Below are 21,966 nucleotides of genomic sequence, written 5' to 3' on the forward strand. Positions count from 1 at the left end.
CAATGGAGTGGAGCCAGTATTTTAGGAGGGAACCCCATTCAAGCTGAAAGGGGATAAACGTCAATTACAGGGCAAATATTGCCGAAACCACCCTGTTATGGCGATTAAGGAAAACCACAGATTATTCACACTCAATAACAGGAAACTCTATGTCGGTCAGCGTGCACGCGCCCTGCGGCGAAATCATCGGGCTTCAGCGGGAAGGTTATCAGGAATTTCGAGGCATCCCCTACGCCGAACAGCCCATCGGGGTTTCCCGATTCAAAGCGCCGGAGCCCCTGCTCCCCTTCGATGAACCCTTCAAAGCCGATCGTTTCGGCGACTCCGCCCCTCAGGATCATATTCCCCTTTTCGGCATTACCCAAACCAGCGAAGACTGCCTGCACCTGAACATCTGGACCCCTGCCTGCGATGACAAAAAGCGCCCGGTGATGGTGTGGATTCACGGCGGCGGCTTTCTCACCGGCTCCGGCTCCCAGCTGCTCTACAACGGTCGCAATCTGGCAGTGAACGGCGACGTGGTGGTGGTTTCCATCAATTATCGCCTGGGGGCATTGGGCTATTTATACCTGAACGACCTGATCAGCGCCGAGCACAACATCAGCGCCAACAACGGGTTACTGGATCAGATTGAAGCCCTGCGCTGGGTGAAAGACAACATTGCGGCCTTTGGGGGCAACCCAGAGGACGTGACCCTGTTCGGTGAATCCGCCGGCGGAATGTCCATCGCCACCCTGCTGGCCACGCCCGCCGCCTGTGGTCTCTTCAAGCGGGCCATTATCCAGAGTGGGGCCGCCGATCAGGTGCTGACCCGCCGCGAAGCCACCGAAATCGGCCGCAAGTTCCTGGAGATCACCGATATCGACCCGGCCAACCCGGGGCGGCTGTGGCAACTGAGCCCGGACCAGATCATCAAGGCCCAGCGCAAGTTGACCCGCATGTCCTTCAACCGTGGGCCGTTCAGCCAGGAGGTTCGCCAGACCGGGATGGTCCTGCTGCCGGTGGTGGAAGGCAGCATCCTGCCGCAGACTCCGCTGTCCGCCATCCAGCAAGGAATCGCCAAGGACATCCCCATCATGGTGGGCTGCACCCGGGATGAATGGAACCTGTTCCTGAGCTTACCCGGCACGGAAGGCCTGTTTGCCCCCGGCAATGTGCATGAGGTGGAAAAATCGGACCTGATCGCGCTGCTGGAGAAAAGCGTGCCGGGCATGGGTGAGCGGGCCGCCAACCTGTATGAAAAAGTGGTGCAGGGCGCAAAGGATTCCAGCACCCTGGCCGACATCTACAGCGCTTTTGAAGGGGATCGCATGTTCCGCATTCCCACCCTGCGGATCGCCGAGGCCCATAGTGAGCACAGCCGCAACGCCTTCGTGTTCCAGTTCAATTGGGACAAGGGCGGCTTTGGGGCCTGCCACGCCAGCGACATTCCCCTGGTATTCGGCTGCACGGATACCCCCGCTGCCCAGTTCCTGTGCGGCGCTGACCCCGGTGCAGCCAAACTCAGCACCATTGTGCAAAATTGCTGGATCGCCTTTGCCCGCTCTTCGGACCCCAGTACCGACGGCGTAGGCAAGTGGCACGCCTTTGACGACGAAAACCGCCATGTCATGTGCTTTGGCGAAACCCCGCAACTGCATACTGACCCCTTTGCAGCTTCGGCCCCCTTGTGGGAAGGGGTGCTATAGCCCACGGAGCTTCAGGCCTTCGAGTGATGGCCTGAAGCTCACACCGGATGCAACGGCATATCCTTCTGAAATCCCACCCCGACTTTGTTAGAATACCGCGCAGCATTTTTCCGGAGACAGTCAGTACCATGAGCGAACAGGTATTTCACGTCGGCCAGCGCTGGTCCAACACCGCGGAGACCGACCTGGGAATTGGCATTGTGACCCAGGTGAACGAACGTATCGTCACCCTTTTCTTCCCCAACACCGAAGAACTGCGCAACTATGCCCAGGCCAATGCGCCCCTCACCCGCCTGGAGTTCCATCCCCGGGACATGATTGAAACCGACGACGGCACCAACTACCGGGTGCTGACCCGTCACGAAGAGGAAGGGCTGTATTTTTACGAGGCGGAAAGCGACAACGGTGAGGTAAAAATCCTCTGCGAAAGCCAGGTGCAGGGCAGCAGCAGCATGCCGGAACCGCTGAAACGGCTGTTGCAGGGGCATTTTGAGCACTACAAGACCTTCGGCATGCGGGTGAAGAGCTGGGAATTGCTGTCCCGCTATGACCAGCACCCGGCCAAAGGCTTTATGGGCCCCCGGGTGGACCCCATTCCCCACCAGTTCCACATTGCACAAACGGTCGCCCGTCATGCCCAGGCCAGGGTCATGCTGGCGGACGAAGTGGGTCTGGGAAAAACCATCGAAGCCGGCCTGATTGCCCATCAACTGCTGATCAGTGGCCGCATCAACCGGGTGCTGATCCTGGTGCCAGATTCCCTGGTACACCAGTGGCTGGTGGAGATGCGACGCCGATTCAACATGCCGGTGCGAGTGCTGGACGAAGACCAGTGCGACGCCCTCTGCGAGCAGGAAGATACCGACAACCCTTTCATGTACGAACAGCTGGTGCTGTGTTCGATCCAGTTCCTGCTCAATCACCCGCGCTGGGCCGAAGCTGCGCTGGACTCCCCCTGGGATTTGCTGATCGTGGACGAAGCCCACCACCTGGCCTGGCAACCAGAGAACGCCAGCCCGGCCTATGGCCTGGTGGAAGCGTTCAGTCTCAAGGCCAAGGGCCTGCTGCTGCTGACGGCCACGCCGGAGAAAGAGGGCCCCGAAAGCCACTTCGCTCAATTGCATCTGTTGGACCCGCTGCGTTACCAGGACCTGCCCCGATTTATGGAGCAACAGGCCCGCTTCAATGACATTGCCCTTATTGCGGAACAGCTCATTGATCACCAGCCCCTGTCCACCGCGCAATTGGACCAACTCAAGCAATTGCTGAGCGATGACTCCAGCCTCAAACTCATCGACCAACTGGAGCACAACCAGGAAGACAGTCATGGCCCCACCACCCTGGCCCAACGACTGCTGGACCAGCACGGCACCGGCCGCGCCCTGTTCCGCAACACCCGGGCCAGCATCAGCGGCTTTCCCCAGCGTCAGCTGACCCGGGTCCGCCTCAAGAACCCCGCTGCCTATACCACCCTGCAGCTGGAGAGCTTTCTGGACCAGCTCTATCCGGAAATGCACCTGCCGGAGCCAGAGTGGATCGCCCAGGACCCCCGGGTCGAATGGCTGCTGGATACCCTGAAGAAAAACCGCAGTGACAAGTTCCTGGTGATCTGTCACCACAAGGACACAGCCTGCGCCCTGCAGGCCCACCTGCATTTCAAGGGCGGCATTCAGTGCAGCGCCTTCCACGAGGACCTGAGCCTGATCGAACGGGATCGCAGCGCCGCCTGGTTCGCCTCGGAAGAAGACGGCGCCCAAGCCCTGATCTGTTCCGAAATCGGCAGCGAAGGCCGCAACTTCCAGTTCTGCCATCACCTGGTGATGTTCGACCTGCCCGCCAGCATCGATCTGCTGGAACAACGCATCGGCCGGCTGGACCGTATCGGGCAGCAGCAGGATATCCAGATCTACACACCCTACCTGGGAGGCACCCATCAGGAAAACCTGCTGACCTGGTACGACGAGGGTTTCACCGCCTTCACCAAAACCGAGGCCTCCCACAGCGTGGTGTTCGAGAACCTGAGCCAGGACTTCCAGGCCGCCATCGCCAGTCCGGATGAAGATGCCCTGGAACCCTTGCTGGAGGCGACCCGCCAACGCATCGCCGATCTGCACGAGCGCTTTGTGCACGGCCGCAACCGCCTGCTGGAGATCCACTCCCGCGGAGATGACCGTGTGGAACCCCTCATTGATGCCGTAAAAGACAGCGACAACGACCCCGAGCTGCGGGAATTCATGGAGCGAGTGTTCAGCGTCTACGGTGTGGAAGAGGAAGACCTGTCCGATGACATCATCCTGATCCGTCCCGGCACCTCCCTCGAACACAGCGGCTTCCCCAACCTGCCCGAAGATGGCTTCAGCGCCACTTACGACCGGGCCGTAGCCCTGGGCCGGGAAGACATCGAATTCCTGAGTTGGGATCATCCCATGGTGCGTAACGCCATGGACATGATCATCACCAGCGGCAAAGGCAGCTCCGTGATGAGCCTGCTGAAAAACAAGCAGATCAAGGAAGGCACCATTCTGCTGGAGGCCCTGTTCATTGTGGAATGCCCGGCCCCCGCAGAGCTGCAACTGGGCCAGCTGCTGCCCGCCACCCCGGTGCGCCTGCTGCTGGACCAACAGGGTCGAGACATCAGCAAGGCCGTTACCACCGATGCCCTGGACAAACAGCTGAAACGGGTGAAAGGCGACCTGATCACCCCCATGCTCAAGGAAATCCAGGATCCGGTGCTGGACATGCTTAACAAAGGCAACAGCCTCATGGAATCCCGCAAGCAGGAACTGGTGGAGCAGGCCCAGCAACGCTTCCGCGCCTATTGGGACAACGAGCGCCAACGCCTGCAGGCCCTGGCGCAAGCCGATGACCAGAGCAAAGCCCTGCAGGCTGCGGATCAACGCCTGGAAAAGGGACTGGAGCTGCTGGCCCGAAACAGCCAGTATCGCCTGGACGGCCTGCGCATCATGGTCACCATTTCCTGACCCATGGCCGCCCCCACGCTGGACATTCTGTTCGAGGATGACCACCTGCTGATCGTCAATAAGCCCGCCGACCTGCTGTCGGTAGCCGGTCGCGGGCCCGACAACCAGGATTCCATCCACACCCGGGCTCAGGCACTCTACCCCCAGGCCCTGGTGGTACACCGGCTGGATTGTGCCACCTCCGGTGTCATGCTGCTGGCCAAAACCAAAGTCGCGCAAAGTGAACTCAGCCGCCAGTTCCGTGAGCGGGAAACGCACAAGGAATATCAGGCCATCACCTACGGGGAATGCGCGGCTGACCAGGGTGAAATCCAGTTCCCCTTGATCACGGACTGGCCAAACCGCCCCAAGCAGAAAATCTGCCATGAACAGGGTAAACCCTCCCTCACCCGTTATCGGGTGCTGGAACAGGATGGCCGGCGCCGGCGAGTGTTGCTGATCCCGGTGACCGGCCGCTCCCATCAATTACGGGTTCACACCATGGCCCTGGGTATGCCGATCCTGGGGGACCGCTTCTACGCCCCGGCGCCGGTCATCGCCATGGCGGACAGACTGCTGCTGCACGCCCAAAGCCTGTACTTTCGCCATCCCGCCAGCGGCGCCCCGTTCACCTGCACTGCGCCACTGCCCTTTTGACTCCCACTGTGTATACCCTGTAGCATCGGATGAACTGGTTGCATTCACCGGTGAACAGGAACCCTGCATGAGTCAGAACGACCTTTTTATTTTTGGCGATGTACCGCTGCAAAGCGTGGAGCTGATCGAGCTGGAGGACGGCGAGATTCTCTGGGCCCGCCGTTTTTACGATGAGGATACCGCGCGTCAGCTTTATTCCCGCCTGCAAGAGGAAATCCCCTGGCGTCAGGACAACATCAGGATCGCCGGCAAAGAGATGCCCATTCCCCGCCTGCAAGCCTGGTTCGGCGATCCGGGCATGAATTACACCTATTCCGGCATGACGCTCGAGCCCACGCCCTGGAGCGACACGCTGCTGACCATTAAAGAGCAGATTGAGGACTACGGTGATCACCGCTTCAACAGCCTGCTGGCCAACCTCTACCGGGATGAGCAGGACAGCGTGGGCTGGCATGCTGACAATGAGCCGGAGCTGGGTGCCAACCCGGTGATTGCCTCCCTCTCGCTGGGGGCGGAACGCACTTTCCAGCTGAAACACCGCAAGCACCCCGAGCGTAAACTCGCCCTGGAGCTGGCATCGGGAGACCTGCTGATCATGAAAGGGTCCCTGCAGCATTTCTGGCTACACCAGATCCCCAAAAACCGGCACCCCACCGAACCCCGTATCAATCTCACATTCAGACGAATTATTGAGGCCGGCACGGGTAAATTGTGATGCAGAGCATGCTGCCAGACATTACAATCGGGAACTCTGTTTGCCCGGCAAACTTTTTTGAAGACCGAACACCTTTATACTATGAAGTATCTGAACAGGATCACCATCCAAATATTGACGGGGTATTGGCTTTTGACAACCTTGGCAGCCTCCCACGCGGCGCAGGCCGGGGAGCACGAAAGCGAGATCACAGAAAAGCTCATCCTGGGCTGGATTGAGAACGTTCACCTGCAACCCTCAGGCCTGAAAGCCAAGGCCAAGCTGGATACCGGCGCCAAAACCAGTTCCATTCATGCCAAAAACATTGAGCACTTTGAGAAGGATGGTGAGCCCTGGGTACGCTTTCAGTTTTCCAGCAACACCAAGCTGAAAGAAGCCAAATACACCAACGGTAAAAGTAAAAAGGTCATCACGCTGGAAGCCCCCATAACCCGCCGCGCCCTGATCAAGCGTCACAAGCACACCAGTCTGGAGCGGCCGGTGGTGGCGCTGCCATTCACCCTGGCCGGCATGGAATACACGGCCGAGTTCACCCTGACCGATCGCAGCAAGTTCCTGTACCCGGTATTGCTGGGGCGACGCTTCCTCAAGCACGTTGCCATCGTCGATCCTGGCAACACCTTCCTGCGAACCCGCAGCATGGAGCCGGAAGCCCCCAAAGCCGAAGCCCCCGAATCCGACACCGCAGACCACTCCACCGACAAGGCTGAGCACGATCAATGAAGTCCAGTAAAATCAACATTACCGCGCTGGTCCTGATCCTGATCGCCCTGAGCGCGGTCTACTACAAACATGAGAAGCTGGGCCTACCCCTGAAGCCGGCGGAACAATCCGACGTCTGGACGGTGGAAGCCAAAATCCAGTTCAAGGCCAACGGCGGTCCGGCCAAGGCCCAGTTCTACATTCCCCGGGACCCACCGGGCTTTATCAAACTCAACGAGGATTTCATCTCCAGCAATTACGGCCTGGCCACCGAGCAGAATGCCCTCAACCGGGAAGCCCTGTGGGCAGTGCGACGAGCCAAGGGCAAGCAGGTTCTTTATTACCGCATGGAACTGACCCGGAATGGCAGTGAATTCAAACCGCGCACCCAACCGCGCCCGGCCTACCCACCGGTTCCGGATTACGATGAACCACTGGGCGCGGCCATCCGAGCCCTGCTGTCGGACGTGCGCTCCCATTCGGCGGACATTGCCACCTTCACCCGGGAATTGTTGTCCCGCCTCAACACCCCCAAACCCGACCAGAATATTTCGCTGATCAATAAAGCCGGCCACGGCTCGGTGGAGTGGGTGCGGCAGCTTATCGACATCCTCGCAGGCGCGCGGATTCCGGCCCGTATTGTCTACGTGCTGCCGTTGCAGGACCTGGTCAAACACGGCACCCTGGTGCCCTGGATCGAGGTGCACAACGACTTTGAATGGGTAGCCTTTGACCCGGTCAGCGGGCGCCAGGGCTTCCGTGAAGATGTCCTGGTGTGGCGCACCGGGGATGACCCCCTGATCACCGTATCCGGCGGCGAACCCGGTGAAGTGGACTTTTCCATTTCCCGCCATGCCCTGTCCCAGGTATCCATCGCCGAACAGTGGGCGCGTCAAACGGATTCCCGGCTGATGGATTTTTCCCTCTTTGCCCTGCCGGTTCAAACCCAGAACGTGTACCGCATCATTCTGATGGTACCCTTGGGCGCCCTGGTCATCGTGGTGTTGCGCAACCTGATCGGCCTGTCCACGTTCGGTACCTTTATGCCGGTGCTGATTGCCCTCGCCTTCCGCGAAACCTCCCTGCTCTGGGGTGTCATCATGTTCACCATGCTGGTGGTGGTGGGCCTCGCCCTGCGCCTGTATCTGGAAAAGCTTAAACTGCTGTTGGTGCCCCGCTTGGCGGCAGTGCTCACCATCGTGATCATGATGATTGCCCTGTTCAGCATCGTCAGCGTGCAACTGGACCTGGAGCGGGGCCTGTCGGTCGCCCTGTTCCCGGTGGTGATACTGGCCATGACCATCGAGCGCATGTCCATCGTGCTGGAGGAGAACGGTTCCCAGGAAGCATTCAAACTGGGCACAGGCAGCCTGATCGCCGCCATCATCGGTTATCTGGTGATGACCCATGAATGGTTGGGGCACATCATTTTCGTGTTCCCGGAAACCCTGCTGATCGTGCTGGCCCTGACCTTGATCCTGGGCCGTTACACCGGTTATCGACTGTTGGAGCTGTGGCGCTTCCGGGGCCTGATCAAAGAGGCGGACAAACCATGAAGATGCCCTGGACCCGGTTGCGGGAACTGGGCATCGTCGGCATGAACCAGCGCAACGCTGAGTTCATCATGCCGTACAATCAACGCCGGTATTACCCGCTGGTGGACAACAAGATCATCACCAAACAGCGCGCCATCGAGAAGAACATCCCGGTGCCGCAACTGTATGGCCACATTGAGCTGGAGCATCAGGCCGCCCACCTGCCAGCGCTGCTTTCCCAGTACACGGAGTTCGTCATCAAACCTGCCAACGGCAGCGGCGGCAACGGCATCATGGTGATCGCCGGCAAAACCGCCAGTGGCCATTTCCGCAAATCCAATGACAGCGTCGTCCACATCGACGAGATCAAACACCATGTCTCCAACATTCTCAGCGGCATGTACAGCCTGGGTGGTGAGACGGATACGGCCATCATCGAGTACCGGGTCAAGTTCGACCCCTGCTTCGAGAACGTCTCCTTCAAAGGGGTTCCGGATATCCGCCTCATCGTATTCCGGGGCATTCCCCTGTTTGCCATGATCCGGCTGCCCACCCGACAATCCGACGGCCGCGCCAACCTGCACCAGGGCGCCGTGGGTGTGGGCATCGACCTGGGCACCGGGCTTACCCATCACGGGGTAATGCAGTCCCGTCCCATACTGGAACATCCGGATACAGGCTTTCCCCTGACCGGCATCCAGATTCCCCAGTGGGACCGGATTCTGGAAATGGCAGCCACCTGCTATGAGCTGGCCCCCCTCGGCTACCTGGGGGTGGATCTGGTGATGGACCGTGAGTTGGGGCCCATGATGCTGGAGCTGAACGCCCGCCCCGGGCTGGCCATTCAAATCGCCAATCAACAGGGGTTGGAGCCCATTCTGAAATACGCCCAGACCCTGGGTACCATCCCGGCCTCCGCCAAGCGCCGGGTCAAAGTGGGCAAACTGATCCGTCAAAAGTTCGCCAGGGAATCCACATGATCGACCAGAAGCCCGAACGCCGCCAACGCATCCTGCTGGCGGCCCGGGAAGTGTTTGCCAAAGAGGGCTTTCGCACCGCTGAAGTCAAAACCATCGCCACCCGGGCCGGGGTGGGCAAAGCCACGATTTACAAACATTTCGACAGCAAGGAAGACTTGCTGCTGTCGGTGGTGAAAGCCGACCTGCAGGCCATCCGCGACATCGCCCTCACCCACCTGGTGGGTGCAGGACATCCCCTGGAGCGCCTGAAGAGCACCAGCCTGGCCATTGCCGACTACCTGGACCGGAACCGTAATTTCTCCATGGTACTGATCCGCGAGGCCGGTGAATTCATGCCCGAAATCCAGCGCCTGCACGAGGAAGTGGTCAGCGCCAACCAGGCCTTTGCCGACGCCTTTTTTGACGCCCTGAAAAGTGAAGGTGTGCTGCCGGACATCCCCAACCAGATCCTGCTGAACCTGCTGATGAACCTCACCATCGGCACCGTCTACTCCTGGACCCTCAACAAAGAACAGGATTTACGCTCCCAGGTGCAACAGTTGTTTGATCTTTGGAGAAAAGGCACAACCAAAATGTAAACTACGTCGGATATAACGGATTTGTCGCATCTTGTTACGTATAGTTAATTGCCTATCCCTGCCCGTTGAGCGATATTAACTGAAGCATTTCGCACTCAAGCAGTATGCAACGGCTTCACACACAAGCTTTGATCAACGGGCGAGCACCAAGAGCAACAACCGGCAAGTAACAGAAAGCAAAGCGAGAACAAGCGATGAGCGAAGTAAAATCCGACACCAACAGCAAACGATCAACGTCACAGGAAAGCACCAACCCGGCGCAGAAGCGTCGCAGCTACGGCTACGGCCTGGGACATTTTTTCAAATCCAAACAGCGTTACAGCCCGGTGGCAGAAAAAGACGTCACCCACGCCTTTGAGCGCGGCTACAACTGATTGTCAATTCAGGTTGGCGGCCGGCAGGGGTGTCTGGGTCCGATTGCGACCGGCTGACTTTGCCAGATACAGAGATTCGTCCGCTACCGCAATCAGCGTTTGTTGTTCCTGGTTCGGCAGCGGAATCAGCGCTGCCGCACCGATACTGACGGTAACGTGCAACATTACACCGTCCACGTCGACCCCCTTCTGCTCCACCGCCCGCCGGATGCTTTCTGCCACGTGCACCGCACCGTCAATGTCCGTGCCCGGCAGAATCACGGCGAACTCCTCACCACCATAACGGGACACGGAATCCGAGGGCCGCGTCAGGGTACGGGCGATCACTTGCGCCACGGCCTTCAGGCATTCGTCCCCTGCCAGGTGACCATGCTTGTCGTTGAACGCCTTGAAGAAGTCGATGTCGATCAGCAGCAACCCCAGGGATTCCTGATTGCGCAAACTGCGGTGCCATTCCTGTTCCAGCTTCTCATCAAAATAACGGCGATTGCGAATCCCGGTGAGTCCGTCCTGCGTGCTCAGGGCCTGTAAGCGCTGATTGGCGTTGGCCAGTTCTTCCATGGCCGCCTGCAACGCCTGAGTCCGCTCCGCCACACTGGCCTCGAGCCGCTCATTCGCCTCTTTCTGCAGTTCCAGAGCCTTGGCCTGGGCCTTTTCGAAGGCTTTGCGATGGGTGTTCATACGGTCAGCCAGGGCAAACGCGAACAGCACGGCCTCTGCCACGGCCCCCAGCTGCACCGCATACTCGCTGATCCCGCTGCGGGAAAACAGCCCGAATTTCGACAACGCGTAAAAGGTGATCGCTCCCAGGAATGCCGTCCAGGCGATCACAAAATAGCGCGCCGGCTTATACCCTGACAGCCACCGGGAAATCCCCACCACGATCCCCCCGGTGCAGATGGGAATCACCATAGCGGCATTGAGCCGGATCAGAACCGAATAACTGGTAAACGGTGCCGCTACCGCCAACACCAGACACAAAGAGCCCAGCCCGATGATCATTTGGTTGAGGCGGGGATAGGAGCGCTCCAACTGCAGAAAATGGCGGGAAAACATGAGTGAGAAAAACAACGTCAGTGGAATCACAATGACCAGCGCGTTCTCCCGCAACCAACTGGTTTCCGCCCACACGTACTGGGCAGTAAAACCATGCATGGTGGACAAAAACAGCATCAGGCCAATGGAAAACGCCGCGTAATACACCATGCTCTCATCACGGAACAGGGTATAGATGAAGAAATTGTAGAGCCCCATGACCACCAAAATCCCGAACAGGGCTCCGAAGAACAGCAACTTGACCTGATCCCGCTCCTGAAACGATTCCGGCGACCACATTTCCAGGGGGAACTCCAGCGATCCCGAAGTGGTCACGCGAAAATACAGATACTGGGTCACCCCCGCCTGGATGGTGAAGGGCAATACCAGGTTATGGTGAAAGAATGGGCGGTTGGTGGACGGGTTCCGATCACCGGTCTGGGCAACATTGACGATATAGCCATCGTCATCCACCTGATAGAACAGCACTTCATCGAGTACCGGGTTCTCAATTTCCAACAGTCGCTGCAACGGCACCTGGGCACTGTTGCTCACTACCAGGCGGAACCAGAACGTATTGGTATCAAAACCAAAGCCAGGGGAATCGGCTCGATTGCCTATCCACGGGATGTCCCCCGCCTGCTGATCAGCGAGTAGATCCTCGATGGTGTACACCCGTTGGGTTTGCTCCACATAGTCCAGCGAGCTGGAAACCGTGATGCGGTCACTGAGTTCGGCCACATCGATAATACGAGCACCGTGTTGCGTCGCCGCAGCCCGAATCGGCACCGACAACAGTAGCAACACCCCACACAATGCAAGCCACCGGTAGCAGCTCACGTGATTAATCAAACCGGATAACTCCCCAAAAGCGATAAGCGGATGGCCGTTACAGGGAAACCATGAAATGTATACACTCCAACCTCTCGTGACAAGCGCGAACCCATTTGACCCGGCCTCAACATCAGGCTATTTTTAAACCAGCCTCAGATCACCCGTGATGACGGTCATTAGTCAGTAAGGAGAGCGCACCATGGACGACCAACGCAAAGAAACCCGAACCCACCTGATCTACTACCTGCGCGTGTTCGAACCCGGGACCAAATCCCTGTTTGGACATGTGGTTGATATTTCCCCCAACGGGCTGCTGATCACCAGCGACAAACCCATGCACGAAAACAGTCAGTACGTGCTGGAAATCGAAGATGCCTCCAGTCTGGATGACACCTCCACCGTCGATGTCCAGGTAGAATGCCGTTGGTGCCAGGGTGACGGCTCCAATGAGCTGTACGACGCCGGGTTTCGCCTGATCAACCCCTCCAGCCGTGTCCATGATATGGTAGAAGCCTACCAATAATCGACTACTTTTTGTACAAATTCTATTGAGCGAACGCACACACCGTAAAACCCGCCCTGCGGGTTTCGTGTGTGCTTATTAACAACCGGTCCCGCGCCCTGCAGGGAACACTGCCCGCACAGTCAAAAACCCGGCGAAATTATTTTTAAAACAATTAACTTTTTATAAGTTATTGTTTTATATGGATTTAACAACTTTTTGAGCAATTATCACCCAAACTGTAGCCAACCGCGGTTTCATGCCCTCTCAGCAAACTTTTAAAGCGTTTATTCACAAAGTTATCCACAATAATTGTGGAAAACCAAAAAACTTGAACAATGGAAATCTTGTGCTATAAGCCAATCATGGATAGGCTCTGGACCCAAGACACCCAGCAACAACCCATAAGAACCATAAGTAGGTGACCATGCGCTCCAGTTTGCCCCATGTGGGCTTTCCCCTTAGCCCAAAACTCCAGGCCCTCTCCAATACCTTCCTGGAGGCAGCCGCCGCCAACCACCCCAAGTCCGGTGAGCACTTTTACAACGTGATCATCCAGCTGACCGAAGAGGTCATCGACTACCTGCTGATCCAGACCGTATCCATTGCCCAGGTCAATTCTGTGGGACAAAAGGTGTTCAGTGTCTGTGCCACTACCAGCAACAAAGCCTCCGCCATGCTGTCGGCAAAAATCTACAAGAAAGCCAAGCCGGCAGAAATGCAACAGGTGGCCGCCTTGTGGCAGGGCATGATCAAGAACACTCAGGAGGATCAAGGGGGCGTCTGGTACCTGGCCCAACCCATCGATGCCGCCCTGGCCGGGGACCTGGATGCCATCCTCAACGAGAAAGGGGATCAGCCGCATTTCTCCCCCAATGATGTGGAATTGGTGATGGCCCGTTACGAAAAACTCTTTGATGTCATCATCGAGGGCTTCTTTCTACGCCCCTCGGATCCGGTGAATATGGGCACCATCACCCGCAAGCTACTGAAAGTGGGCGTGGAAGGGGTCAAACAGGCTGCCAGCGCAGTCATTCATAAAGTGGTGAAGCATCTGGAGCCCCAGCACCTGGGGAACTATGTGGATTTCACCGCGCAATTTTACATACGCTCCCCACTCAATTAGTCACTCCCGAATCAGCGGGAACGGCGGCAGGCTCTGCAACAGGAGCTTGCCGTAGCGCTTATCGATGATGCGACGATCGAAAATCACAATCTCACCCCGATCGGTTTCCGTGCGCAGCAATCGACCCACCGCCTGTTTCAGGCGAATGGCCGCATCCGGCACCGAAATCTGCATAAACGGATTGCCGCCCCGTTTCTGGATCCATTCCGCCAGGGTGGCATCCACCGGGTCCTCCGGCACCGAAAACGGCAAGCGCGCGATCACCACACAACTGCAATATTCACCCGGCAGGTCCACCCCTTCGGCAAAGCTGGCCAGGCCGAACAGCACGCTGTGATGACCGGCATCCACCGCCTCCCGATGCCGCCGCACCATCTCCGCCTTACCCTGGTGCCCCTGGGCCAACACCGCCGCCTGCACGGGATCAGGCAATTGCTCGAACACCTCATCCATCTGCCGCCGGGAACTGAACAGCACCAGGGTTCCCAGTTGGTTTTGCCAGATGCGCTCTATATACGCCACCAACTGCTCGGTGTGTTTGGCACCCTGGGTGGGATCGCAGGCCAGATCCGGCACCCGTATCCGACCGCAGCTTTGATAGTCAAACGGGCTGGGCACCACGCTGTAGTGACTGCTAGCGGGCACCCCGGAACGAAAACGGAAACGTTCAAAGTTTCCCAGCGCGGTTAACGTGGCGCTGGTGACCACCGCAGCAAATACCCGCGACCACAGGTAGCGGGCCAACACATCACTGGCCAGAACCGGGCAGGCCGACAGCTCTACATCCAGCCCCTGGGCGCTTTGGGAGAAGTTCAGCCAACGGGCCACCGGCGCCCTATTCTCCTCGTCCGACAACTCGTAACGCATCCACACGGTCATCAAGGCCTCCGCCCGCGCCAACTGGGTGGACATCAGCGGCATCCAGGCCTCGGCGTCTGGCTTGGTGATGTCCGAGCGCTTGCCCTCCATGCCTTCCTGCAGCCAGTCCACCACCAGCTGCAATTGCTTCACCAGTTCCCGGGAAGGGGTCAACAACAGTGACGCCTGTTCCCGCAGGGCATCCGGCACCGCACCGTTGGCAAAACGGTACACCAGGCGCCCCTGCTCCGACTCCACCTGGTCGGTTTGTTCCGCCAATGGCGTCAGAGTGGCCAGCAGAAGATTGAGGTTTTCATTGAGAGAGTCATTCACATCCCGCACCACGCCGACCACGCCCGCCGCCATTCCCTGGGCATCGGAACTCTCCACCAGGGAATCCAGCATTTTCACCAGATCCTGTAACCAGGACAGCGTACTGCGTACCTGCGAGGAGCAGGCAAAATGATTGAGTGCCTTGTCGGGCAGGTGGTGGCCTTCGTCAAAGATGTAGATGGTGTCTTCGGGTGCCGGCAGCACCATGCCACCGCCCATGGCCAGGTCCGCCAACACCAGATCGTGATTGGCCACGATCAGGTCCGCCCGGTAAATATCGTTGCGCGCCATATAAAAAGGGCAATCGTCGTAGAAGCCACAGCTGCGGCCGGTACAGCCCCGATGATCATTGGTCACCCGACGCCAGGTGAGGTCATCCACGGAGTCAGCCCAACTGTCCCGATCCCCATCCCAGGCGCGGGACTCCACGGCCTGATCCATGGCCCGGTACAATTCCGCTTCATGCTTGTCCACCGCATATTGCTGGAAGTCTTCCCACAGGGCCAAGGTACTGCCCACATCCTGACCCGGTGTCATCAGTCGATCCAGTTTGCTCAGACACAGGTAGCGACCGCGGCCCTTGGCCAGGGCATAACTAAAACTGCAGCCACTGTTACGCAGAATCTCGGGAATATCCTTATTCACCACCTGATCCTGCAGCGCCACCGTCGCCGTGGCCAGCACCACTTTTTTGCCCATGGCCTTCGCCACCGGCATCACCCCCAACAGGTAAGCCAGGGTCTTGCCGGTCCCGGTACCAGCCTCCACCACCACCACATGCCCCTCTCCATTGCGCTTGCCATCCGCGTCCTGGGGTACCGCCGCCAACCCCTTGGCAATCTCGGCGATCATCAGGCGCTGCCCGTAACGTGGCTTGAGGCCTTTTTTCTCCAGGAAGGTGCTGTAAGCCTGCTGAATCTGCTGTTTAAGTTCGTCTGATAACATGCCGGCGGTATCAATCAATGGATTGGAAAAGCCGCCTATTCTACACTAGCCGATCCCGATTACCGATCACAAAAACCAACCACAAATACCAGAAGGTGACACGCATGAGGTCAATTAAGTATCTGATTCTAGGGCTTTTCATTGGCGGAGTACTGGGCACCGCCGCGGGAGTCAACATCGGCCGCGACCAGCCGATCCTCAGCAACCCCTTCTCTGACCAGCGGGTAAGCACAAAAATGAAAGACACCGGAAACCAGTTACTGAGGCAGAGCGGTGAGGCCATTGAAGACGCCGGCAAAGCCCTGAAAGACAGCTTTGAATGACGGGATTTTGCCCTGAGACGATTTTTTGATTTTGTCTAATTCACAAAGATTAACACCGCAACAAATTTATTGTTTTTTTCTGTTAATTTAAAAGTTTATTTATTGCATGGAACTTGCCTATACGGTAGCCGCGATGTACCGTATGGGCGTTTCAGACTCTTATTAAAGATTCAAAAATCCAACAAAAACGTAATAACCAAAATAATAAAGTGTAGGGAGCCACCACATGCTTTTTAGTATCAAAAGCCGCTTGGCGAGCAAGCTTGCCACTGCGGTGACTACATTTGGGATCATTCTGTTAAGCGGCTGTTCATCTGTCGTGTATAAAGTAACTGGGGACACCATGACCAACATCGGTGAGGATGTAATGGTTCCCTACTTGCTGACCACTGACGACTCCAAGATAGCCTGTGCCTCCGGCGAGGCGCTCACCCCCATGCTGATGTCATTCTCAACCGTGTCCACACCTCCGGATCAACTGGAAGTGTTGTTGGGCCTGGTGGGAGGCGCCTGTGCGTCACAGCGTGCGGTGGAGCTGGAGCTGGAATACACCCGCTTCTCCGGCGAAAAGCGCATCACCCAGGCACAGGATGCCCGCATTCGTGCCAAGCGCTGGTATGCCCTGGCAGCGGCCCGCTACTACGCCAGCTATAAAGCGCTGACCCGGGCTCTGGGTGAACCCGGGGATCACTGCCCGCTGTTCGACAACGATTTCGAACAGTTGATTTGGATGATCGGTTCCGTGGCCGGTCTGCAGGCCGCGTTGTCTGACGTGCAGGCCAACATGGCCGTGGGCGTTCCGTTCAACGTCGCCCCCAAGGCAGAGCGCGGCATGGCCTGCCTGGATGACGACAAGCACAACCGCAAATGGTGGGGCCTGCCCAAGGCGATCCGCTCCGCCCTGTGGACCATCGTACCGGGTGTTACCCCGGAAGGCGTTGACCCCTGGAACGAGCTGACCAAAGCCCGCCGTATGGGTATGGAAGAAGGCGTACGCCTGCCCTCCGCCCTGGACGCACTGGTTTCCTATAACGACAGCAACATGGTCCGGGTTCGCGAAATCCTGCGCGAGCACGCCAAATCGGTTCAATCCACGGCATCCAACCGCGAATACCGCATGTTGGATATCATGGCAGGTGATCTGCTGCTTGAGGTTTCAGACCGCTTGTGGACAGAAAACACCGGTCATCGCACTCCCATTGGTGAGTACGGTACCTTCTGGGACGACAAAAAAGACGACATAAAACTGGACCAGAACCTGCTGGACGAACTGCTTTAATCCAGCACCATAGCTGCCCGGGGCAGGCTTTGCTCCGGGCCACAACAACTATTACAACCATGACTTCCGGATGAGGCTATGAACACACTTCTTAAAACTTTTTTAACCCCAATCGCCGCCGGCGCCATGGCGCTGAGCACCACAGCATTCTCCGCCGACCTGCCCAAGCGCACCCTATGCGTGTGGGACATAGTTGGTAAATCCGGCCCCGTCGCCAGCCAGATGGAAGACTACCGTCTGAACGCGATCAAATGGGGCGTGGACCTTGAACTCAAAGTCTATACCGATGAGAAAATCGCCGCGGAAGACCTGAAGTCCGGCGCCTGTGACGCCGCCGGCATCACCGGTTTGCGCGCCCGGGAATTCAACAGTTTCACCGGCACCCTGGACTCCATCGGCTCCATCCCCGATGGGGATCACATGAAAGTCGTGTTGCAGTACCTGGCTGACCCCAAACTCGCCAAGCTGATGGTCTCCGGCGAATACGAAATCGCCGGTATTTTGCCAGGTGGTTCCGGCTATCTGTTTTCCAACGATCGCACCATCGACACCGTGGCGGAACTGGCCGGCAAAAAGATGGCTGCCATGGACTTCGACAAAGCCCAGGCCATCATGATCGAATCCGTTGGTGCGTCTCCGGTATCGGTGTCGCTGACCAACTTCGGCTCCATGTTCAACAACGGCAGCGTGGACATCATTGCCGCTCCGGCAGTGGCCTACAACGCGCTGGAACTGTACAAGGGTCTGGGTGACAACGGCGCAGTGGTGAACTTTGCCATCATCCAGCTCACCGCGCAGATCGTTGCCCGCCACAACCGTTTCCCGGAAGGTTTTGGCCAGAACTCCCGAGCCTATGCCTGGAGCCAGTACAGCAAGGCGATGGAAGTGGTCAACGCGGCCGAGAAAAGCATCAAACCCAGCTACTGGCTGGATTTGCCGGAAAAGGATAAGGAAGGCTATATGGAAATGTTCCGCCAGTCTCGCCTGACCTTGCGGGACCAGGGCCTTTATGACGGAAAGATGCTGTCGTTCCTGAGCAAAGTGCGCTGCCAGAAAGACCCCGCGTTGGCAGAATGTACCGCCAAAGACCGCGAATAAACACTCGCGGTATACAAAAGAAGCAGGCTTGGCTAACCAGTCAGCCTGCTTTTTTTTAGCCTGCTGCCATACAGGCTTACATTACAAAACGAGTTAGTGTAAAAGTTTCGGAAATCATTGTGTGATCTATGGCACACAATGCCTGACACTCTTATAATTTGTTCCTTTATTTTTTCGACGTTATTTGTAGTGCTTGTACTGCTGTGATTTGACTTTCTGACATTCGAGGGATTGGACGGTTTTACCCTGTATTAGCCCCATACTTTTCAGGGACACGGTCCGACTAACCAGCACAGCATAATCACAACAAGTGTTTAATCACAAAAATTAGATGTGGTGGGAAATGAACATACACTTTTTGGGACGAAATCTGCGCGAGTGGTTGTCCTCATTACCGGTTTTCATCATTCTTCTCGGCGTGCTTGTGCTCAGCATCGGAGAAAACCTGAATGCACAGTTGAATAAACTGGGCAATCATATTTGGCCCGACTACCACATTTTACGGCTGGACGTTCCCGTCCCCTCCTGTGATCCCGATGTGGATATTCAATCTGAGGTCCAGAAAATCGTTGCGCAAAAGCAGAAAGAGGCAGCGGACGACCCCTTCGGCGGGATGTTTGGAGCAGAGGAAATCAACGAGGACGCCATTCGGGAATCCCTTGGCAAACAGGTTGAACTGTGTCGCATGAAACACGCGGCCGCCCAAAAAACTCTCGAGCAGAAAACACCCAACGTCGAACGCTTTGTCTCCCTGGATTTGGGCCTGTCGGCGCTTTCCCAGTTCCGCCGTGACAACAATCAGGTGTTCCTGGCCATTGTATTTTTTGTCTGCGCCCTGACTGCGGCCCTGACTCACCACCACATCGGCCTGCGCCCTATGCAGACTGTAATGGACTATCGATTTGGCATTACCGCCCAACTGATCGCCCATGTTTCGCTCACCTATTCCTCCTACAGCTATCTGACCAATGGCTGGGCATCCGGCACCCTGATCCAGAACGAGCATATACGCTGGTTCTACCTGTTCGGCTTTGGTGCCCTGAGTCTGGTGTCCCTGGTACAGCTGTTCAATATTCCCAAAACCGCCAAACCTGGTGGCGGCATCGGCAAAGCATTACTCTCGGTGCCCCTGTTCGCCTACATGGCCATCAGTTCTGCCCGCTTCTTCATCTTTGAAACGGGCAACCCCCAGGGCATGGTGCTCTTCGTTGATAAAATCATGGACCAGGCGTCGCTGTTTCTGAACATCGGCCTCTACATCTGGGTGGGTATGCTGCTGAAGCAAACGTATCTGGGCGAGTATGTGTTCCGCATTTTCAAACCCTGGAAACTGCCACCGGAACTGCTGGCGTTCGTGGCCGTGGTCATTATGGCGGTACCCACAGCTTATACCGGCGCCTCCGGCATCATCATCATTGCCATGGGCGCCGTGGTGTACGCAGAGCTGCGCCGGGTTGGCGCCCGTCGCAACCTGGCCCTGGCAGCCACCGCCATGAGCGGCAGCCTGGGGGTTGTGCTGCGACCCTGCCTGCTGGTGTTACTGATCGCCATGCTGAACAAGGAAGTCACCACCGACATGATGTATGGCTGGGGGGTGAAAGTCTTCATGCTCACGTCCTTCCTGTTCTTCCTGGTGTCGCTGATCGCCAAGCAAGGCCCCATGAAAATCGCTCCGGTGTCGGAAGCCTTGTCGCCCAGCCTGCAGGCCTTCCGCCCGTTGATTCCCTATGTGTTGATCTTTGTCGTGACCGCGGCCGCTTACGCCTTCCTGCTGGATGCGCACCTGGACGAACACACCGCCCCCGTGGTGCTGCCCATGATTATCCTGTTGTTGCTGGTGTACGAATACAGCATCAAGAAGCCTGGGAATGAGACCCACGAAACCTACGAAGGCGAAGATCGCGCTACCAACCTGGAAGACTCCATTCGCCGGGCCACCACCGACACCACCGTTCACATCGGTGCCCTGCTGTCCATCATGGCACTGAGCCTGACCGTGGGCGGCGTGATCGAGGATTCCGGCATCTTCGAGGAAGTAGCCGCCCAGAGCGACTTCTTCGGCAGCACCTGGACCGCGATGATCGCCCTGGTCATTGTGCTGGTGATCATCGGCATGATCATGGACCCCTTCGGCGCGATTGTGTTGGTATCCGGCACGGTAGCCCAGGCCGCTTACAGCCAGGGAATCGATCCCCTGCACTTCTGGATGATCACCCTGGTGGCCTTCGAACTCGGTTATCTCAGCCCACCGGTGGCGGTGAACCACCTGCTGACCCGCCAGGTGGTGGGCGAAGAGGAGATCGAGAAAGCCAGGGAGGAAACCCGGGGCAAAAGTTTCTGGATTCGCCATGAACGCTATGTGCTGCCGCTGACGGTCATGGGCATCGCCCTGGTGCTGGTGGCATTCGGCCCCCTGGTGGTCCAGCAATATTTCTGATAATGCTGATGGGGCCAGCGCTGCACGCGTCGTGCCCCTATACTGACGTGTCCTGTGATGACGTGTCCTATAATGAGAAGGCGACCCCGGTCGCCTTTTTTGTTTCAAGTTCGTTTGACGAGCCACTCTCCGGAGCGAAGTAGATGACTAACCTGGTAGATGAACTGATCAACCTGCTGGATCTGGAAACCATCGAGCTGAATCTGTTTCGTGGGGTCAGCCGGGATGTGGTGGGGCGCAACGTGTTTGGCGGCCAGGTCATCAGCCAATCCCTGGTGGCGGCTTACCGAACCCTGGAAGAGCAACGTCAGTGTCATTCCCTGCATGCCTATTTCCTGCGTCCCGGGGACATGAACACCCCCATCATTTTTGAAGTGGACCGGATTCGCGACGGCGGCAGCTTCACCACCCGCCGGGTGGTAGCCATCCAGCACGGCGAGGCCATCTTCAACATGTCCGCCTCGTTCCATATTGTGGAGCGGGGTTTCGAACACCAGGAGACCGATATTCCCAATGTGCCCCCTCCGGATAATCTGGTGACCGAACATGAGCTGCGGCTGAAAATCGCAGACCAGCTGGATGAGCGCATCCGCCCGGTGTTGATGCAGAAGCGCCCCATCGAAATCCGCCCGGTGGACCCGTTGGACTTTCTGAATCCGGAACCGAAATCCCCCCGCAAGCAGGCCTGGTTTCGGGCACCGGGTTTCCTGAATGACGATCTGAGCCTGCACCAGGCACTGCTGGCCTATGCCTCAGACTTTGGCTTGCTGGGTGCCGGCATGATGCCCCACGGGATTTCGTTCCTGGACCCCAAGCTGCACGCCGCCAGCCTGGACCACACCCTGTGGTTCCATCACCCATTCCGCATGGATCAATGGCTGCTGTATGACATGGAAAGCCCCTGCGCCATGAACGCCCGCAGTTTTAACCAGGGCAAGATCTACCAGAACGGCAAGCTGGTGGCGTCCGTCTGCCAGGAAGCCTTGATGCGTGTGATCAAGAGCTGA

The 21,966-nt window shown here is 57.5% G+C and carries 18 protein-coding genes; 16 read left to right on the forward strand and 2 right to left on the reverse strand.

All coding sequences use genetic code 11. From position 1 onward, the window contains the following. The first annotated feature begins 149 nt into the window (after positions 1 to 149). From D9N14_RS07090 to D9N14_RS07130, 9 genes are all read left to right on the forward strand, one after another. Positions 150 to 1,688, forward strand: a complete 1,539-nt coding sequence (locus tag D9N14_RS07090; RefSeq protein ID WP_290578462.1) for a carboxylesterase/lipase family protein — start codon at positions 150 to 152, stop codon at positions 1,686 to 1,688. 128 nt (positions 1,689 to 1,816) lie between these two features. Next, a complete protein-coding gene (gene rapA, locus D9N14_RS07095; RefSeq protein WP_290578464.1) occupies positions 1,817 to 4,669 on the forward strand; it encodes an RNA polymerase-associated protein RapA in 2,853 nt (950 codons plus the stop codon). 3 nt (positions 4,670 to 4,672) lie between these two features. Beyond that, positions 4,673 to 5,305: an RluA family pseudouridine synthase gene (locus tag D9N14_RS07100; protein ID WP_290578466.1), complete on the forward strand. Its 633-nt coding sequence runs from the start codon at positions 4,673 to 4,675 to the stop codon at positions 5,303 to 5,305. Between the two features lie 67 nt (positions 5,306 to 5,372). Further along, the gene (locus tag D9N14_RS07105; RefSeq protein WP_290578468.1) at positions 5,373 to 6,020 is read left to right on the forward strand and encodes an alpha-ketoglutarate-dependent dioxygenase AlkB family protein; all 648 of its coding nucleotides are present in this window, start codon (positions 5,373 to 5,375) and stop codon (positions 6,018 to 6,020) included. A 132-nt stretch (positions 6,021 to 6,152) separates the two neighbouring features. Then, positions 6,153 to 6,743, forward strand: a complete 591-nt coding sequence (locus tag D9N14_RS07110) for an ATP-dependent zinc protease (protein ID WP_290578470.1) — start codon at positions 6,153 to 6,155, stop codon at positions 6,741 to 6,743. Beyond that, positions 6,740 to 8,278: an inactive transglutaminase family protein gene (locus D9N14_RS07115; RefSeq protein ID WP_290578472.1), complete on the forward strand. Its 1,539-nt coding sequence runs from the start codon at positions 6,740 to 6,742 to the stop codon at positions 8,276 to 8,278. The genes D9N14_RS07110 and D9N14_RS07115 overlap by 4 nt, the downstream gene beginning before the upstream one ends. Then, complete coding sequence (locus tag D9N14_RS07120) at positions 8,275 to 9,237, forward strand: alpha-L-glutamate ligase-like protein (RefSeq protein ID WP_290578474.1); 963 nt, start codon at positions 8,275 to 8,277, stop codon at positions 9,235 to 9,237. Before D9N14_RS07115 ends, D9N14_RS07120 begins: the two co-directional genes overlap by 4 nt. After that, positions 9,234 to 9,815: a TetR/AcrR family transcriptional regulator gene (locus D9N14_RS07125; RefSeq protein ID WP_290578476.1), complete on the forward strand. Its 582-nt coding sequence runs from the start codon at positions 9,234 to 9,236 to the stop codon at positions 9,813 to 9,815. The genes D9N14_RS07120 and D9N14_RS07125 overlap by 4 nt, the downstream gene beginning before the upstream one ends. Before the next feature lie 194 nt (positions 9,816 to 10,009). Beyond that, a complete protein-coding gene (locus D9N14_RS07130) occupies positions 10,010 to 10,189 on the forward strand; it encodes a hypothetical protein (protein WP_290578478.1) in 180 nt (59 codons plus the stop codon). A gap of 3 nt (positions 10,190 to 10,192) precedes the next feature. On the opposite strand, the gene D9N14_RS07135 is transcribed toward D9N14_RS07130, so the two are convergent. Next, positions 10,193 to 12,076, reverse strand: a complete 1,884-nt coding sequence (locus D9N14_RS07135; RefSeq protein WP_290578480.1) for a diguanylate cyclase — start codon at positions 12,074 to 12,076, stop codon at positions 10,193 to 10,195. A 181-nt stretch (positions 12,077 to 12,257) separates the two neighbouring features. Here D9N14_RS07135 and D9N14_RS07140 point away from each other — a divergent pair, with 181 nt between their 5' ends. Then, positions 12,258 to 12,581 carry a PilZ domain-containing protein gene (locus D9N14_RS07140; protein WP_290578482.1) on the forward strand — a complete coding sequence of 108 codons (324 nt, stop codon included), beginning with the start codon at positions 12,258 to 12,260 and terminating at the stop codon, positions 12,579 to 12,581. 406 nt (positions 12,582 to 12,987) lie between these two features. Continuing rightward, positions 12,988 to 13,686, forward strand: coding sequence for a hypothetical protein (locus D9N14_RS07145; RefSeq protein ID WP_290578484.1), 699 nt, complete (start codon positions 12,988 to 12,990; stop codon positions 13,684 to 13,686). Here D9N14_RS07145 and dinG read toward each other — a convergent pair whose 3' ends face one another. Beyond that, positions 13,687 to 15,822: an ATP-dependent DNA helicase DinG gene (dinG, locus tag D9N14_RS07150; RefSeq protein WP_290578486.1), complete on the reverse strand. Its 2,136-nt coding sequence runs from the start codon at positions 15,820 to 15,822 to the stop codon at positions 13,687 to 13,689. It lies immediately after the preceding gene. 104 nt (positions 15,823 to 15,926) lie between these two features. Here dinG and D9N14_RS07155 point away from each other — a divergent pair, with 104 nt between their 5' ends. The 5 genes from D9N14_RS07155 to D9N14_RS07175 all read left to right on the forward strand — a co-directional run bounded on the left by D9N14_RS07155 (position 15,927) and on the right by D9N14_RS07175 (position 21,966). Beyond that, complete coding sequence (locus D9N14_RS07155; protein WP_290578488.1) at positions 15,927 to 16,145, forward strand: hypothetical protein; 219 nt, start codon at positions 15,927 to 15,929, stop codon at positions 16,143 to 16,145. A gap of 343 nt (positions 16,146 to 16,488) precedes the next feature. Beyond that, positions 16,489 to 17,424, forward strand: coding sequence for a hypothetical protein (locus D9N14_RS07160; RefSeq protein WP_290578490.1), 936 nt, complete (start codon positions 16,489 to 16,491; stop codon positions 17,422 to 17,424). Between the two features lie 78 nt (positions 17,425 to 17,502). After that, positions 17,503 to 18,522 (forward strand): putative solute-binding protein, encoded by a 1,020-nt coding sequence (locus D9N14_RS07165; protein WP_290578492.1) that lies wholly within the window; start codon positions 17,503 to 17,505, stop codon positions 18,520 to 18,522. Positions 18,523 to 18,865: 343 nt separating this feature from the next. Next, positions 18,866 to 20,959: a TRAP transporter large permease subunit gene (locus D9N14_RS07170; protein ID WP_290578497.1), complete on the forward strand. Its 2,094-nt coding sequence runs from the start codon at positions 18,866 to 18,868 to the stop codon at positions 20,957 to 20,959. 143 nt (positions 20,960 to 21,102) lie between these two features. Then, positions 21,103 to 21,966, forward strand: a complete 864-nt coding sequence (locus D9N14_RS07175; protein WP_290578499.1) for an acyl-CoA thioesterase — start codon at positions 21,103 to 21,105, stop codon at positions 21,964 to 21,966.

Origin of the sequence: Ketobacter sp., assembly GCF_003671495.1 — a bacterium.
GTDB lineage: Bacteria > Pseudomonadota > Gammaproteobacteria > Pseudomonadales > Ketobacteraceae > Ketobacter.